The sequence below is a fragment of the Rhodococcus sp. DT1 genome, from assembly GCF_049844875.1.
In the GTDB taxonomy this organism is placed as follows: Bacteria; Actinomycetota; Actinomycetes; order Mycobacteriales; family Mycobacteriaceae; genus Rhodococcus.
Map to the genome: position 1 here is coordinate 377,800 of NZ_JBNCLW010000005.1, position 14,758 is coordinate 392,557.

The 14,758-nt window shown below is 67.2% G+C and carries 15 protein-coding genes; 4 read left to right on the plus strand and 11 right to left on the minus strand.

What is annotated here, in order from left to right; genetic code table 11:
• Nucleotides 1-132: 132 nt before the first annotated feature.
• On the plus strand, nucleotides 133-1,635 hold the full coding sequence (locus ACLQ3J_RS15120; RefSeq protein WP_378528101.1) for an AAA family ATPase: 1,503 nt from the start codon (nucleotides 133-135) through the stop codon (nucleotides 1,633-1,635).
• A gap of 94 nt (nucleotides 1,636-1,729) precedes the next feature.
• Here ACLQ3J_RS15120 and ACLQ3J_RS15125 read toward each other — a convergent pair whose 3' ends face one another.
• From ACLQ3J_RS15125 to ACLQ3J_RS15135, 3 genes are all read right to left on the minus strand, one after another.
• A complete protein-coding gene (locus ACLQ3J_RS15125) occupies nucleotides 1,730-2,623 on the minus strand; it encodes a universal stress protein (RefSeq protein ID WP_169621231.1) in 894 nt (297 codons plus the stop codon).
• A gap of 84 nt (nucleotides 2,624-2,707) precedes the next feature.
• Nucleotides 2,708-3,700, minus strand: a complete 993-nt coding sequence (locus ACLQ3J_RS15130) for a zinc-binding alcohol dehydrogenase family protein (protein WP_425903865.1) — start codon at nucleotides 3,698-3,700, stop codon at nucleotides 2,708-2,710.
• 92 nt (nucleotides 3,701-3,792) lie between these two features.
• Nucleotides 3,793-5,334: a CHAD domain-containing protein gene (locus tag ACLQ3J_RS15135; protein ID WP_425903758.1), complete on the minus strand. Its 1,542-nt coding sequence runs from the start codon at nucleotides 5,332-5,334 to the stop codon at nucleotides 3,793-3,795.
• Nucleotides 5,335-5,517: 183 nt separating this feature from the next.
• Here ACLQ3J_RS15135 and ACLQ3J_RS15140 point away from each other — a divergent pair, with 183 nt between their 5' ends.
• On the plus strand, nucleotides 5,518-6,063 hold the full coding sequence (locus ACLQ3J_RS15140; RefSeq protein ID WP_169621229.1) for a flavodoxin domain-containing protein: 546 nt from the start codon (nucleotides 5,518-5,520) through the stop codon (nucleotides 6,061-6,063).
• On the opposite strand, the gene ACLQ3J_RS15145 is transcribed toward ACLQ3J_RS15140, so the two are convergent.
• Both ACLQ3J_RS15145 and ACLQ3J_RS15150 read right to left on the minus strand, forming a co-directional pair.
• Complete coding sequence (locus tag ACLQ3J_RS15145; RefSeq protein ID WP_169621228.1) at nucleotides 6,042-6,548, minus strand: SRPBCC family protein; 507 nt, start codon at nucleotides 6,546-6,548, stop codon at nucleotides 6,042-6,044. The two genes, ACLQ3J_RS15140 and ACLQ3J_RS15145, sit on opposite strands and share 22 nt — an antisense overlap.
• A 29-nt stretch (nucleotides 6,549-6,577) precedes the next feature.
• Nucleotides 6,578-7,498: a pseudouridine synthase gene (locus tag ACLQ3J_RS15150; RefSeq protein WP_296551044.1), complete on the minus strand. Its 921-nt coding sequence runs from the start codon at nucleotides 7,496-7,498 to the stop codon at nucleotides 6,578-6,580.
• 187 nt (nucleotides 7,499-7,685) lie between these two features.
• On the opposite strand from ACLQ3J_RS15150, the gene ACLQ3J_RS15155 reads away from it, so the two are divergent.
• Nucleotides 7,686-8,657, plus strand: coding sequence for an alpha/beta hydrolase (locus tag ACLQ3J_RS15155; RefSeq protein ID WP_169651921.1), 972 nt, complete (start codon nucleotides 7,686-7,688; stop codon nucleotides 8,655-8,657).
• A complete protein-coding gene (locus tag ACLQ3J_RS15160; protein WP_378528104.1) occupies nucleotides 8,647-9,522 on the plus strand; it encodes an oxidoreductase in 876 nt (291 codons plus the stop codon). The genes ACLQ3J_RS15155 and ACLQ3J_RS15160 overlap by 11 nt, the downstream gene beginning before the upstream one ends.
• 66 nt (nucleotides 9,523-9,588) lie before the next feature.
• On the opposite strand, the gene ACLQ3J_RS15165 is transcribed toward ACLQ3J_RS15160, so the two are convergent.
• The 6 genes from ACLQ3J_RS15165 to ACLQ3J_RS15190 are packed head-to-tail and all read right to left on the minus strand — an operon-like array spanning nucleotide 9,589 to nucleotide 14,754.
• Nucleotides 9,589-10,425, minus strand: a complete 837-nt coding sequence (locus ACLQ3J_RS15165; RefSeq protein ID WP_425903761.1) for a methylamine utilization protein — start codon at nucleotides 10,423-10,425, stop codon at nucleotides 9,589-9,591.
• Nucleotides 10,426-10,472: 47 nt separating this feature from the next.
• Nucleotides 10,473-10,805, minus strand: coding sequence for a plastocyanin/azurin family copper-binding protein (locus ACLQ3J_RS15170; RefSeq protein ID WP_422423258.1), 333 nt, complete (start codon nucleotides 10,803-10,805; stop codon nucleotides 10,473-10,475).
• Between the two features lie 14 nt (nucleotides 10,806-10,819).
• On the minus strand, nucleotides 10,820-11,161 hold the full coding sequence (locus ACLQ3J_RS15175; protein ID WP_296551048.1) for a cupredoxin domain-containing protein: 342 nt from the start codon (nucleotides 11,159-11,161) through the stop codon (nucleotides 10,820-10,822).
• 10 nt (nucleotides 11,162-11,171) lie between these two features.
• The gene (locus ACLQ3J_RS15180; protein WP_296551049.1) at nucleotides 11,172-12,758 is read right to left on the minus strand and encodes a multicopper oxidase family protein; all 1,587 of its coding nucleotides are present in this window, start codon (nucleotides 12,756-12,758) and stop codon (nucleotides 11,172-11,174) included.
• Nucleotides 12,755-14,068 (minus strand): hypothetical protein, encoded by a 1,314-nt coding sequence (locus tag ACLQ3J_RS15185; RefSeq protein WP_425903763.1) that lies wholly within the window; start codon nucleotides 14,066-14,068, stop codon nucleotides 12,755-12,757. The genes ACLQ3J_RS15180 and ACLQ3J_RS15185 overlap by 4 nt, the downstream gene beginning before the upstream one ends.
• Nucleotides 14,065-14,754 carry a methylamine dehydrogenase light chain gene (locus ACLQ3J_RS15190; protein WP_206036962.1) on the minus strand — a complete coding sequence of 230 codons (690 nt, stop codon included), beginning with the start codon at nucleotides 14,752-14,754 and terminating at the stop codon, nucleotides 14,065-14,067. The genes ACLQ3J_RS15185 and ACLQ3J_RS15190 overlap by 4 nt, the downstream gene beginning before the upstream one ends.
• Nucleotides 14,755-14,758 lie beyond the last annotated feature (4 nt).

Consider the following 14,758-nt stretch of genomic DNA (forward strand, 5'->3'; position numbering starts at 1 on the left):
ATTCCCCGATGTGAAAACTACCCCGACGAGGCGGGTTCACTCGGCGCATCTGCGTGAGAAAAGCCGGTACGAACCGGTGTACGGTTCGGCGGTCGGGACGAGAATGTGGAGGGCGCGCAGGGCGCGGTACCCATGGACGGGAGATCGGCTTTGGCAGGATTCACCGAAACAGGCGGTGCCGGATATGCGGCGATGCGGGAGACGCACACGTCGGTGCTCTTCCTCGTCGGTGATCGTGTGCACAAGATGAAGAAGCCACTGGATCTGGGCTTTCTCGACAACCGGACCCGGGCAGCGCGCGAGCGTGCCTGCCACCGCGAGGTCGATCTCAACCGGCGGATGGCACCGGACGTCTATCTGGGTGTTGCCGATGTCCACGGACCCGACGGGCAGGTGTGCGAACACCTCGTCGAGATGGTCCGGTTGCCCGACGACCGGCGGTTGGCCATGCTGGTCCGGCGCGGTGAGGACGTCGAGCAGGTCATCGAGTCGGTCGCGCGGCAGGTGGCGGACCTGCATGCCGCGTCGCCCCGGGACCCGGCAATCGACCGGTGCGCGTCGGTCGAGTTCCTTCGCGAACTCTGGACGCTGAGCCTGGACCATCTCGAACGGTTGAAGGTGGGCGGTACGGCCGCGGCGACGGTCGCGCGCATCCGGTCCGCCGCGACCCGTTACCTCGACGGCAGGGCGCCGCTGTTCACCGAGCGGATCGCCTCGGGGCGTGCGGTCGACGGTCACGGTGATCTTTTGGCGGACGACATCTTCTGTCTCGACGACGGACCGCGGATCATCGACTGCCTCGAATTCGACGACGAACTGCGCTACGGTGACGGTCTTCTCGACATCGCCTTTCTTGCAATGGATCTCGAGAGATCCGGTGCCGTCGACTCCGCTCGGAACCTGCTCCGCTGTTACGCGGCGGCCTCCGGCGACGCACCGTCGCGCTCGCTGGTGCACCATTACGTCGCCTATCGCGCGCTGGTGCGCGCCAAGGTGACCGCACTTCGGCACGAACAGGGCGACGAGGCGTCCGGCGCGGTCGCGCTGAACTTCGTCGAGCAGGTCGAACGCAACCTCGAGCGCGCGCGTGTGAGGCTCGTGCTGGTCGGCGGTGTGACGGGCACGGGGAAGTCCACACTCTCCCGGACGATCGGTGAGTATCTGGACGCATCCGTGTTGCGCAGCGATGTCATCCGCAAAGAACTCGCCGGGATCGACCCGACGGACCGCACCGGCGACGGCGTCGACAGTGGGCTCTACTCGTCCGGGCATACGCGCGCGACGTACGAGGAAATGCTGGCGAGGGCCGCGTCCGAACTTGCTCACGGACGGTCGGCGGTCCTGGATGCGACGTGGCTGTCGGAGCCGCAGCGGGTCCGCGCCCGCGAGGTTGCAGCGGCGGCGTCCGCCGATGTCGTGGAGATCGAATGCCGTGCCGACCCGGCGGTACTGGAGCAACGCATCCGTGCCCGCGCGGAACGGAACGACGATCCGTCCGACGCCACACCAGCAGTGCTTGCCGTGCAACTGCGACGCCGGGACGAGTGGCCCGCCGCGCTCGTGGTGGACACGACCGACAGCAGCGCGGTCGACAAGGCATGGCTCGAGAGGGAACTCGGACTCGCTCCCTGGTGAGAGCTCGACCGGGAGCGCCCTGCCGGCGCGACGCGGAGCCGCCCGTGAACGGGAACCGGCTCCGCGTCGCTGAGCGGATCAGTCGCTGAGCGGATCAGATCTTGCGTGCGACGAGCACGGGGCACGGTGCCTTGTGCAGCAGATTCTGGCTGGTGGAGCCGAGCAGTGCGGCACGGAACTGACCGCGGCCGTGGCTGCCGACGACGGCGAGCTGGGCGTCGCCCAGGTGCCGCAGCAGCACTCGTGCCGCGGGGCCGCGGTCGAGGACGCGCTGGACCTCGACGTCGGGGTACTCCTCCTGCAAGCCTGCCAGTGCCTCGGCGAGCACGGCCGATTCGGATTCGGCGACAGCATCCCAGTCGACGAGCGCGGCGGTGGCGCCCACCCCGAGGGCGGAGTCTCCGATCCAGGAGTGCACGGCCGTGAGCGGTGCGCCGAGGAAGGAAGCAACCTGGAACGCGTAACGGACTGCGGCAGCCGACAGTTCGCTTCCGTCGACTCCGACCACGATGGGTCGGGCATCGGGCAGCGGGTTGGCGGTGTCGCCACGCCACACCACGACCGGGCACGGTGCGTTGTTCGCGACGCGCAGCACGGTCGAGCCGAGCAGGAAGTTCTCGACGGCACCGGCGCCGGTGGCGCCGAGCACCACGATCCGTGCGTCGTCGGCGGCTTCGAGCAGCGACGTGGCGGCGGGTCCGGGGCCGATGAAGCTCTTGATCTCGAGATCCGGCTGGTCGGCGTGAACCTTCGCGGTGATGTCCCGGAGGAGCGCCTCACCGTCCGCCTTGAGCTGTTCGACCATCTGTGACTGGATCAGGACGGCAGCTTCGCTGTAGAAGATGCCCTCGCTGGGCAGCGAGTGCACCAGGTGCAGCGGTGCCTCGAGACGTGCGGCAAGAGCGCCGGCCCACCGGGCGGCCGCTGCCGCGGTATCGGAACCGTCGACGCCTGCGACGACAGCGTTTCGGTTGCTCGGTGTGCTCATCGATGTCTCCTTGTTCGTTTTCATTGTGTGACGATCGGCGCTGCCGTGTCCGGCCGCACGCCGTGATCGACTACGGGGATTACGCTACGCCACGATGACCGCAGCTCCGGCGAATCGGCCGGCCGCGAGATCGGCCAAGGCGCGGTCGGCGTGCTCGAGCGGGTAAGGCGTCGTGGTCACGTGCATTCTGTGCTCGCCCGCGAACTCGAGAAAAGCCTGCGCGTCCGATCTGGTGTTGGCGGTGACACTTCGAATCTGCCTCTCCCTGAACAGATGTCGCTGATAGTTCAGCGTCGGGATATCGCTCAGGTGGATCCCTGCGATAGCGAGTGTTCCGCCGGAATCCAACGCGGACAGGGCAAGCGGTACCAGATCTCCCACCGGGGCGAACAGGATCGCCGAATCCAGGGGCTCGGGTGGAGGGTCGTAGGCGCCCTGCGCGGAGGACGCGCCGAGTTCGAGCGCCAGCGATGCGGCATCTGCGCCACGTGTCATCACGTGTACTCGCGCACCGCGTGCGATCGCGACCTGGGAGGCGAGATGGGCGCTGCCGCCGAAGCCGTAGACACCGAGCACACCGCCTTCCGGAAGGGACGCACGCAGCAGGGCCCGGTACCCGATGATCCCCGCGCACAGCAGCGGCGCGAGTTCTGCGTCGGTGTATCCCCCGGGCAGTGCGAGAGCGTAGTCGCGCGGAACCGTGGCGTATTCGGCGTAACCACCGTCTGCATCCCATCCGGTGTATGTGGAACGAGGGCAGAGGTTCTCGTCTCCGCGGCGGCAATACCGGCACCGTCCGCACGTGCTCCGCAACCACGGAATCCCCACCCGGTCACCGAGGCGATGGGCTCCCAGGTCGCCGCCGACGATCTCCCCGACGATCTCGTGGCCCGGCACGACGCCCGGGCGGTGGACCGGGAGGTCTCCTTCCGCGACGTGCAGGTCGGTTCGGCACACCCCGCACGAGAGGACACGTACGAGCAATTCGTCGGGTCCCGGCCTGGGGACCGGAACGCGCACGGACTTCAGGGGACGGGCCTCGATCGGAGCCGGGGACTCGACGCGCCATGCCCGCATCGTGTCGGGGACGCCCATGTGGCTACCTCCTCAGTCGCCTGTTCTCCATCATGTCGGTTCGGCGAGCACCGTGCCAGAGTCGGAGGACCTGCTCATTCCCAGAGCTTCCCGGCCGATCCGAGGGCACTTTTCCACGCGGGTTCCAGTTGGGCTGCCTGGCGCCGGCCCACCTCGGTCTCGAGCCGATACAGGATTCCCAGGCCGAAGCTGGACTCGGCGGTGTGACCTTGATCGGAGACGATGTCCAACAGGTGTTCTCGGGAAACGACGGAGTCCTGGAACTCTCCGAGCATGTCCTGGAATTCGTCGAATCGGTCGAGGATCCGGGCGGTGCGCTTCGGATGCAGAGGAGCGATCACCTCGATCGCGTAGCGCATCCGCTTGGCGCCCTTGCGTGCCCGGTGCATCAGTTCGTCACGTTCGTGCGGATCGTGTGCTTTCCGAACGCGGGCAACACGTTTGTCGACCTTCTTCGCCACCGTAGCGACGCTGCGCGTCAGTTTCTCCGGGTCCAGCGCGGACTTACGGGATCGCGCCGGAGGGGTGCTCCCCAACCCGCCGACGAGGTCGTCGAGGGAACGCAGCATCACGAGATACCGCTCCGAATCGAGGGTCGCGAGTGCAGCGGTGCGCGCCGCGCCCGTCTTGGCCGAAAAGTACTCGTCGATACGTGATTTCGTTGCTTCGCGGTGGCGGTCGCCCGGAATCTCGTCGACCTGGCCTGCCAGGCGTTTCCACTGCACTTCCAGATCGCGCGACGGGCTGAGCCGGCGGCCGAACCACCGGAGTTCGTCGACGAGGGCGTCGCCGAGAGCGAAATCGTCGGCGTAGGTGTGCAGGGCGCTCCGGATACGACGAGAGGCCTTGCGCATGCTGTGGATCGCGTCGGGCTCGTTGCGGCGTACCGCGATGTCGGACAGTTCCAGCGCGTGGAGTTCGCGCGCGAGATAGTCGCGCAGGAAGCGGGCGGCCTCGCCGAGTTCGGGTGCCGCAGGGAGGAGGTCGCCCAGAACGCGGTGCACCTTGGACGGGCTGGGCGAGCGGACGATCCCGGCGGCGGTGAGACGTTCCTCGATGGCGTCGAGCAGTGTGGACCGGTCGCCGCGGCCCAGCGAAGAGCCCGCTTCGACCTCGATCTCCTGCCAGTGCATTTCTTCGTCGTCGCCGCCGCGCACCGCTACGACATCGTCCTCGACGACTTCTGCGAGCAGCGTCTCGTCCTTCCCGCGAATCCGGTGGCGATGCCGGGTCGTCGTGAGAAGTGCCGCGAGGGAGACCGGCAGTCCGCGCCGCACTCCGACGAGAAGATTCATCAATTCGGCAGGGGGCTCGTCCGCGGACTTCCCGTCCGCGTCGGCCAGGGGAAAGTGAAGTTCGGTCCGGGTGTCCGCCCCGTTGGGGAGCTTGACGTGCCAGCCGGCGTCGTCTCCGCCCTCACGTCGTCGCAGGGTGATTGCCGACTGCAGGAGCCGTAGGTCGGCGGTGTCGTAATACTGCGCGGACAACTCCACCGTATCCACCTCGACGACGGACACGCGCGGAAGTCCGGTCAGGTCGGGCAGTGACGCCGAGCCTCCGGCCGTGTATTTCCGTTCCGTTTCGGTGGCCGACGACACGGTGGGGCGCTGAGGCATCTATGAACTCCTGTTCGGGTCTGTGGTGGGTACCCGAATCCCACACTGCCATCCCGTGTCCGGAATGTCCCGAATCGTCGGCGTGTGTGACGCGAAACGGGCGGGCGAAGGGTCCTTCGACCCTGGCCGAACGGAATGTGGCACGTGATCATGGTGCGTACTCGCGAGTAGCGGAGGATGGGCATGAGGATTTTGGTGGCGGCGGCGAGCAAGCACGGCTCCACGGCGGAGATCGCCACGGCGCTGGCCGCGGCGATGCGGCACCGCGGTGCGCAGGTCGACGTGGTGCCCCCCGAGCAGGTCGGCAGCCTCGACGGGTACAACGCCGTCGTGCTCGGAAGCCCGGTGTACCGGTTCCGATGGCTCCGGGCGGCTCGGGCGTTCGTGCGTGCGCACGAGGACGCGTTGCGTCATCGAGACGTCTTCCTCTTCTCATCCGTTCCCGTGACCAAGGGCCTTCGCGCTGCGAACAGCTCGTACGGGGTGTCGTCCGTCGAGAATCGGACGGGTGCGCGCGGGCACCGGATGCTGACGGGCAAGCTCGACCCGTCGACTCTCGGTGCGGGCGAGCGTGCGATTGCGCGGATGTGGGGCGTCAAGGCCGGTGACTTCCGCGACTGGGACGCGATCGGATCGTGGGCCACGGAAATTGTCGACAGGGTGTCGGAACGCGACGCGCCGGAGGAGAACCACATCGTCACGGCGGGTCAGGCCGACGGCCGGCGGTAGTGCTCGGCCAGCTCGGCCGCCCGTTCCCGGGGTGACCAGTCGATGGGCCGGCCCTCGAGCTGAGCTTCTATCACCTCGAACCCGGCATGCCAGCCCGCGCCGTGCGCGAGCGCGTCGTCCTCGTCCTCGGCTGTGTGGGTGAGGGTGAGCCAGCACCCGCCGGAGCCGTCCGGGGCGATCTCCCAATGCACCACGTCCGAATCCCAGAGGTACTCGAGGACGTGGCCCGGCCGCACCACCAGGATGCTGCCGTCGCTGGTGTGCCCCGAAAGCGGTCCCGAACCACCGGCGCGCTCGTCGGCGCGGTGGAACTCGACGGGTATGCCGGGCGCGAGTTCGAATTCGACGGCCGCGGGAAACCAGCACCGAAGGCATTCGGGGTCGGTGAGCACCCTCCACACCCGATCCGGCGAATAGGGGAAGGCCCGTTGGAAACGCAGGGCGACGCGGCCGTCGTAGGTACGCGAAACGGAGCCGATCTCCATGAGAACCTCCAAGACGTGAACCCGTGCCGTCAACGGGGTCCTGGTGTGTGGTGCCTCCATGCTGACAGGTTTCTGCGGCTTGCGAAGCGGGTCCGGCGACCCGTCACGGGGTCGTCGAACTCGACGGCAGCGGCGAGCAACTGCAGGGGGTTCGAATAGTCCCGGGGGGCAACGTCGTACACATCCGGATACAGATTGTCGCCGAGAATCGGGATGCCCGACGAACTCATGTGGACCCGAAGCTGATGCGTCTTTCCGGTCCGGGGACGCAGGCGGTACCGGGCGATGTCACCGTCCGTGTCGAGAAGGTCGATCCGCGTCACCGCGTTGACCGGCCCCGGCACCTCCCGTGCCTGCAGCGAGCCCCTCTCCTTGACGATGCGGCTGCTCACCTCGCGGGGAAAGACGAGGTCGTCGGCGCGGGGTGCGATCGCCTCGTATTCCTTCTCGACGAGGCGTTGTTCGAACATCATCTGGTAGGCGCGACGAGCCTCGCGACGGACGGTGAAGACGAGGACACCGGCGGTCAGCCGGTCGAGCCGGTGGACCGGCGAGAGTTCCGGCAGATCGAGTTCCCGGCGCAGTCGCACCAGAGCGGTTTCGGCCACCCAGGATCCGCGGGGTGTCGTCGCCAGGAAGTGGGGTTTGTCGACGACGAGGAGAGTGTCGTCGCGATACAGGATGTCGATGTCGAAGGGCACGCGTGATTCCACCGGAGGATCACGGTAGAGATACACGAACGAACGCTCGCGGTAGGGCGTACCGAAGGTAATCACGGTTCCGTCTCCACCGACGACTTCGCCGTCTCGGATTTTCTCCCGGATTCGACGGGCGTCATCCGGGAACCGCTCGACGAGATACTCGGCTACCGTGTCCCACCTGCTGTTTTCCGGTAGACGGAGTCGTGACGGGTTCAGACCGTCGCGGATGGGGAGCGGAGCGTCGGGCACGACTCCCACGGTAGCGGGGCGTGTTTCCGGGCCTTCTGGGGCTCCGCGGGATAACGGTTGGGCTTTGCAGGATAACGATTGTGTGTAAGCCTTCAACGGGTATCCGCACCCACATAGCCTGGGTCGGAAGTGACGAATGTTACACATGTGCAAGGGGGATCTTGGTGTGAAGAACTCGTCCGGAACTATGAGTCGGCGACCGAGTCGGCGCGCTCTCGTCCGCCTGCTCGTGGCCGTGGTTCTTCCGCTGACGCTCGTGTTCACGGGGGTGAGTGCGGGCACCGCATCCGCCGACCCGTATTCGCGATTCCACGAGGACTGGGTCGCAGCGCCCGGTGGCGTCGGCCAGATCAAGGTTCGCATCTGGCGCGCGAACAACGGCAGCAACAAGGCGGTCTACCTACTCGACGGGTTGCGTGCGACCGACAACGTCAGCGGGTGGGAGCACGAGACCAACGCCGCGTGGCTCTCGGACCACGGCGTCAACGTGATCATGCCGGTCGGTGGTCAGTCGAGTTTCTACGCGGACTGGTACGCCCCGAGCAACTTCAACGCGCAGCCCTACACGTACAAGTGGGAATCGTTCCTGACCCGGAATCTTCCCGACCATCTCGCCGCCGTCTACGGGATCAGTCGCGGCAGCAACGCCGTGGTCGGGTTGTCGATGGGCGGCAACGCGGCACTGATCCTCGCGGCTCATCACCGCGACCAGTTCACGTTCGCCGGGTCGATGTCCGGATACCTCAACCTGTCGGCACCCGGCATGCGGGAAGCCATCCGGTTGGCGATGCTCGACGCCGGCGGCTACAACTCCGACGCGATGTGGGGCCCGCCGTGGGATCCGGCGTGGCTCCGGCACGATCCCTTCGTCGCCGCTCCCATGCTGCGGGGACTGCCGATGTGGATCTCCGCGTCGACCGGTCTTCCCGGACAGCACGACCGCCCCGACTCGGCGATCGGTGTGTTCAACACGGCGAATGCGATGGGTCTCGAGTCCATTGCCCGTGTCCAGAACCGCGCATTCCAGATACGGCTCGCCACGCTCGGAATCGACACCGCCCACTTCTCGTTCCCGATCGCCGGCACCCACTCGTGGGGCTACTGGCAGGACGAACTGTGGGCGATGCTTCCGATGATGAAGAACTCGATTGGCGCCTGACGCGTCCACGTCGCAGGTGGGCCGGACCTTCGTGGTGACCGGTCCGACCGGCGGCGTGGGGGAGGCGACGGCCATAGCGCTCGGTGCTGCCGGCGCCAACGTCGTCCTGGCGTGCCGCAACGTGGACAAAGGTGCGCGCGTCGCCGAGACGATAGGCCCGAGGGCGTCGGTGCACCGATTGGACCTGTCCGAACTGGCCTCGGTGCGCAAGTTCGCGTGCGGCTTGCGGGACACCCACGAGACGATCGACGTGCTCATCAACAACGCCGGTGTGATGGCCGTACCGCTGCAGCGGACCGCCGACGGATTCGAGATGCAGATGGGCACCAACTACTTCGGGCACTTCGCGTTGACGGGACTGTTGCTGGACATGGTCACGGATCGGGTGGTGACCGTCTCCAGCGCCGCGCATCGCCTCGGGCGCGTCGATCTGGACGATCCGAACTGGGAGCAGCGGCGGTACCACCGCGCTGCCGCGTACGCCCAGTCGAAGCTCGCAAACCTGATGTTCAGTTTCGAACTGGCTCGGCGACTCGACGCGAGCGGATCAACGGTCAGGTCGCTCGCCGCACATCCGGGATATGCGGCCACCGAGGTCGGAAGCCACACCGGCACCTGGTTCGACCGGCTCTTCGGGTTCGGCAAGAAGATTCTGCAGCGGACCCCGGAGCAGGGCGCCGAATCCGTGCTCTACGCCGCCACCGAGCCGGGACTGCGAGGCGGCTACATCGGTCCCGACGGTTTTCTCGAACTCTACGGGTCGCCGCACACCGCGGGCTGCTCCGCGCGGGCTCGCGATCCCGAGGCGGCACGCCGGCTGTGGGAGCTGTCCGAGCGCGTCACGGGTGTGCAGTTCGGTCTCTGAGAACAGGTTCGACGCAGGTGCCCCGGATCCGTGAAGATCCGGGGCACCTGCGTCGGTATGCCCGCGTCAGATCAGCGAGATCGCGGCGAACGCGGCGAGGCCCACCAGGGCGGCACCCGTCACGGCCTGCACGCGGCGGTCGACGACACACATCACCGACAGGAAGCCCGGCATCGAGCCACCGCGACGGGTGTGCGCGATCGCTGCGACACTCGGCATGCACCGGCCGAGGGACACGACGGTGAACATCGCGGCGCCGAGGGCGGGCGACCCGACGGCGAGCACACCGAGCACGAGCAGGTAGTACGCGCTGGACCGGATGAAGATCAGGAATCCGGGGCCGATGATCGCGCCGAACAGCAGCGACACCTTCCACGGAGACATGGTCCGGCGCAGGTGCCGGGGCAACTGCTGCCGTCGCATCGGAGCAGGCATCGACACGACGCCGATCTCGTGCAAGCCGTAGGCCAGCGCGAACACGGCCCATCCGAACAGCAACCACAACGGAGACAGGTTTGCCGCCGTGACCGAACCGAGGGCGCCGAGGGCAGCACCGGTGACGGCACCGGTGGTCACCGACCCGAGCGCGTGCCAGCCCAAGCGGCGGACAGGTGTGGACGCACCCTTGCGTCCGGGTTGCTTCGGAGCCGCGACGACACCGGCCACGGACATTCCGCAGGTGGACCAGTTCGCCGCGAGTGACGTGACGAGCCCGGCGCCGACGACTGCGGCGGTCAGAGCCGTCGCTGCCGTCGGTGCCGCGAGCGTCGCGGCACCGGCGCCGGCCACTGCGGCACCGACGGCCAGGCCGAGCCGCGCAGTGGTGGATACGGCACCCGCGAGCGTCGGGCGGATGTCGGGGAGATCGGTGGAGATCGGTTCGTGGGTGAGGACGGTGGTCATCGGAAACCTCCAGAGTCGTTGCTGTGTACGAAAATTCCGCTCGTTTCTCAGCGGACGGTGACCGTTCCGGTCATGTACGGGTGGATCGAGCAGGTATAGGTGTAGGTGCCGGGACGGTCGAACGTGTACGAATAGGTGCCGTCGCCGGTGATCCCGCTGTCGAACTCGCCGGGCGACTCCACGTGGTGGAGGAGGCCGCCGTCGTCGAACCGCCATTCGACGGTGTCGCCGACTCCGACCGTGGCGTCCATCGGACTGAACTGCACATTGCTGATCTCGATCACCGCGTCGGGAGTGTCTGCGACGGCGCATCCCGTCAGGGGCACTGCGGCGATCCCGGCGGTGATCGCCCAGCGTCCGATTCGGTTGTGGTGCAGCATTACCGGCTGCCGCACTACTGGACGATGACGGTGCCGACCATCGACTTGTGCGGCGTGCAGTGGTACGTGTAGGTGCCCGGATCGTCGAAGGTGTACTCGTACGTGCCCTCGGTGAGCAGTTCGCTCTGCAGAATGCCTTCGAGCGGACCGTCACCCGCGACGTCGTGGGGCAGGCCGTTGTCGTCGAAGCGCCACTGCACGGTCTGCCCGGCCTCGATCGTGACCGAGGCGGGCGAATAGGCCATGTTCGCCACATCGATGACCACGGCAGGTTCGTCCGAAGTGTCGGACGAACCGCACGCGGTCAGCGCGGCGGAGGCGACCAGTGCCACGGCAAGGGTTGTCAGTTTCTTCACAGCTGTCCTCTCATCGGATGTACCGCAGGTTCGCGGTCATCCCTGCCTCGAAGTGATAGGCATTGTGGCAGTGGAACATCCACTCGCCAGGATTGTCGGCATCGAACTCGATGGCGAGTTCGGTGCCGGGGAGCACGTTGACGGTGTCGCGCCGGAGTCCTCCGTACTCCGGCACCGCGAAGGTGTGTCCGTGCGTGTGCATCGGGTGCCACATCGTGCTGTTGTTCGCCATCGTGATGCGGATCCGTTCGCCTTCGCGCATCACCAGTTTTCCGGCGTCCGGCCCGGCCATACCCCATACGTAGCGGTCCCCGGCCTGGATCAGCTCCACCCGGTAATCCCTGTCGGGCGAACGAGATTCCAGGCGGACCGAATCGGCCGGCCGCAGTGCGCTCTCGGGAAGCAGACGTCCGCCGAGTTCTGCGATCGAACCCCCGACGTCGGGGTTCGGCAGCGGCGCGGCGTCGTTCGAGCGCAGTACCGACGACGCATACCCGTCCCGGCCCTCGACTTTCGCGACGATCGGCCACGCACCGGACTTCAGCGTGACGAGCACGTCGTACCGCTGCGCCATCCCGATGATGAGGGTGTCGGTGGTGGTGGGAGTGACGTCGAAGCCGTCGGCGGCGATCACGGTCAGTTCGTGGCCCGCCACCGCGAACCGGTACGGCGTCTCGGCGGCGGCATTGACGATCCGCAACCGCACGCGGCTGCCGGGTGCAGCCGTGACGACCTCGGGGTCGTTCGGCGGCCGTCCGTTGATCAGGTGCAGCGGGTATCCGATGTGCTGGGTCATGCCCCCGAGAGGCACGGACGAACCGTGCCCCCCGTTCACCAGTGTGTGCGCCACCGACGATTCCTCCGGAGAGGGTTCCGCCGGCGCGCCCCCGCCGTGGCCGCCGTGACCGCCGTGCCCACCCGTCATCGCGGGATTGAGAGCGGCCAGTACCGCATCGGGGGTCGTCCCGAGTCCGTCGACCCAGTCGTCGAGGACCAGGGTGAAGTCGACGTCGGCGCCCGACGTGTCGTCGGGGTCCTCCACCACCAGTGCCCCGAAAAGGCCGCGGTCGGCCTGTAGCCCACTGTGCGAGTGGTACCAGTGCGTGCCCGGGTCGGGAACGACGAAGTCGTAGAGGAAGTCGCCGCCCTGACCGATCGGATCCTGGGTGGCCGGTGCAGCACCGTCCATGTCGTTGCGGATCCGGATGCCGTGCCAATGAACCGTCGTATCCGCAGGGAGGTCGTTGCGCACCGACACGAGCATCTTGTCGCGCACGCTCGCCCGCAGTTCGGGTGCCACCGCGCGACCGCCGTACGACCACGTCTCGACGAGACGTCCGCCGAGGTCGACGGTCGCCACCGCTGCCGTCAGTGAGGCAGCCACTTCACGCCCGTTCCACCCGCGCGCCTGCTCCGCAGCCGCAATCTCGGGATCGGTGGCGGTGATGTAATCAAGCGGGGTGGCGGGATCCGCCGCCGGGCCCGAACCGCAGGACGCCGCACCGAGACCCAGAACTCCGAGTCCCACCGCGCCGGCTCCGAGGGAGCCGACGCGGAGGAAACCGCGGCGATCGAGGGTAGGGCCCGAACGAGTCATTCCAGCACCTGTGGGGTCAGGAGGGTGCTGACGTCGTCGACGGTGCCGGTCACTTCGGCCGAACTGACCTTGTCGCCGGTCTCGGCGGAGACTCCGACGATCGTCTGTGCCGATTCGCCCTCCACCTCGGGTCCGTCGCCCACCACGTACAGCGTCTCACCGTCGACCGAGAAAGCCATGCTGGCGATGCTGGTGAGCCCGAGCGTCGCCAGATCGAGGGTCTTCACGGGCGCGAACGTGGCTGCGTCGTAGAGGTCGATCTTCACGACGTCACCGCCGCGAGCGGAGTGGGGGTGGACCACCGAGTCGGTGTATTCGATTGCGATCCGGGTTCCGGTGTTGTTGATGGCATTGCCCGCGAACCGCCCGGAGTCCTGCCCCGCGTTGCCGATCGGCGTTACGGGGTCCGACGGGAGACCGTTCGAGAAATCGAGGACGAACACGTCGCCGTTCGCCCCCACCAGCAGTGCCGAGTCGGCGTCGTCGGCCCAGGTGACCGTGCGGTTGCTGACGAAATCGTCGGGCAGGACCTTGGCCCGCGCGGTCTCGGTGGGAACACCCGCGTCGTCGATCGAGATCTGGATCAGCTCGCGCGTGTCTTCGCAGACGCTGTAGAGCTCGTGCCCGACCATCCAGGTGAACGGGCCGCAGCCGATGATCTGGAGTGCCCCGCTCTCCTTCTTCGCCTCGAGGTCGACGACCCGCACGCCGTACAAGCCGTCGTCCCAGGTCACGAAGTACTTTCCGTCGGAGGTCACCGCATTCGAGCCCGGCCGCGAGTGGACGCGCGCGTAGTCGGGGAGGAGGGCTTCCGACGGCTCGAGCAGGTTGCCCGAATAGGTGCTGACGGTGAAGTCGGCGGCACCGCGGGAACCGCGCGGACGCCACACCTCGGCCGCGATGACAGCGGGATCGGCGGGTGTCTCGCCGACGAAACCGTGAATCACCGGATCCCAGATGCCTGGGCCCACGACGAAACGGGTTGCCGCGACCCCGGTTACGGGATCGAGCGCATTGAGTCCGATCTCGAGACCGTAACCGTCACCGACGGCGAGCAGGTCGGTCGACTTGATCGGCTCGATCTCGGAAACGTGCACCGGTTCGGGGAAGGTGGAGCCGATCTCCTGGTCCTCGCTACCGAGACCGATGCCCTCACCGGGTGTCGTGAAAGGCACGGTCGGATAGGTGACCTCGCCGGCGGCGGGACTTTCGTCGTCGCCCGAACTGCATCCGGTGAGAACGATCGCGGCGGCGAGCGGAACGGCGATCGCGGCGGTACGGGGAATGCGCTTGCTGGATCGAGATGTCATGCTCCGGCACCGACCTTCGGACGAGCTGCGGGGCGGGTCTGGCAGTCCTCGCCGATGATGGGCGCCATCGTGCAGGTGTACGCCTGGGACTCGTCCGAGACGCACCAGATGATCTCCTGGTCGTAGCTGCCGGAGACGGGGTTGTACATGATGGCCTGCATGTCGGGTTCGCCGCAGAAAGCGTTGGAGCACGACGGTGCGCCGCAGCAGTCGTAATAGGCGATCAGATAGGTCTTTCCGGTATCCGGGTTGGTACAGCAGCCGACCCAGAACTCTGCGCCCGGGCGGCTGCCGGGAGCGCAGGTGGTCACACCGCCGCCGTTGCACGCCGCGCACGAGGTGCCGTCCATGTTGCACCAGCGCCAGTACTCGCACTCCGCCGGATCTTTGCCGTCGAACGTGATGAACTGCGGATCCGGGACCTCGGGGGGCGCGGGCTCCGGCGGCAGTTCCTGTGCCATCGCGCTACGGGTGACCGGCAGCGAGCTGATCAGCGCGACACCCGAGACACCCATTGTCCAGCGGCCGATCTTGCTGAGCATCGAACGGCGCGAGGTGCTTTCGGACAGCTTGCGTCCTGTGCGGCTGACGAAGGATCCACCTTTGCCCGCCATCCAGTCCGCTTGTTCGCGGACGGTGTCCTCATCGACCGGATATCGGTTCTCGGTCATGTTGTGTTCTTCCATGGCA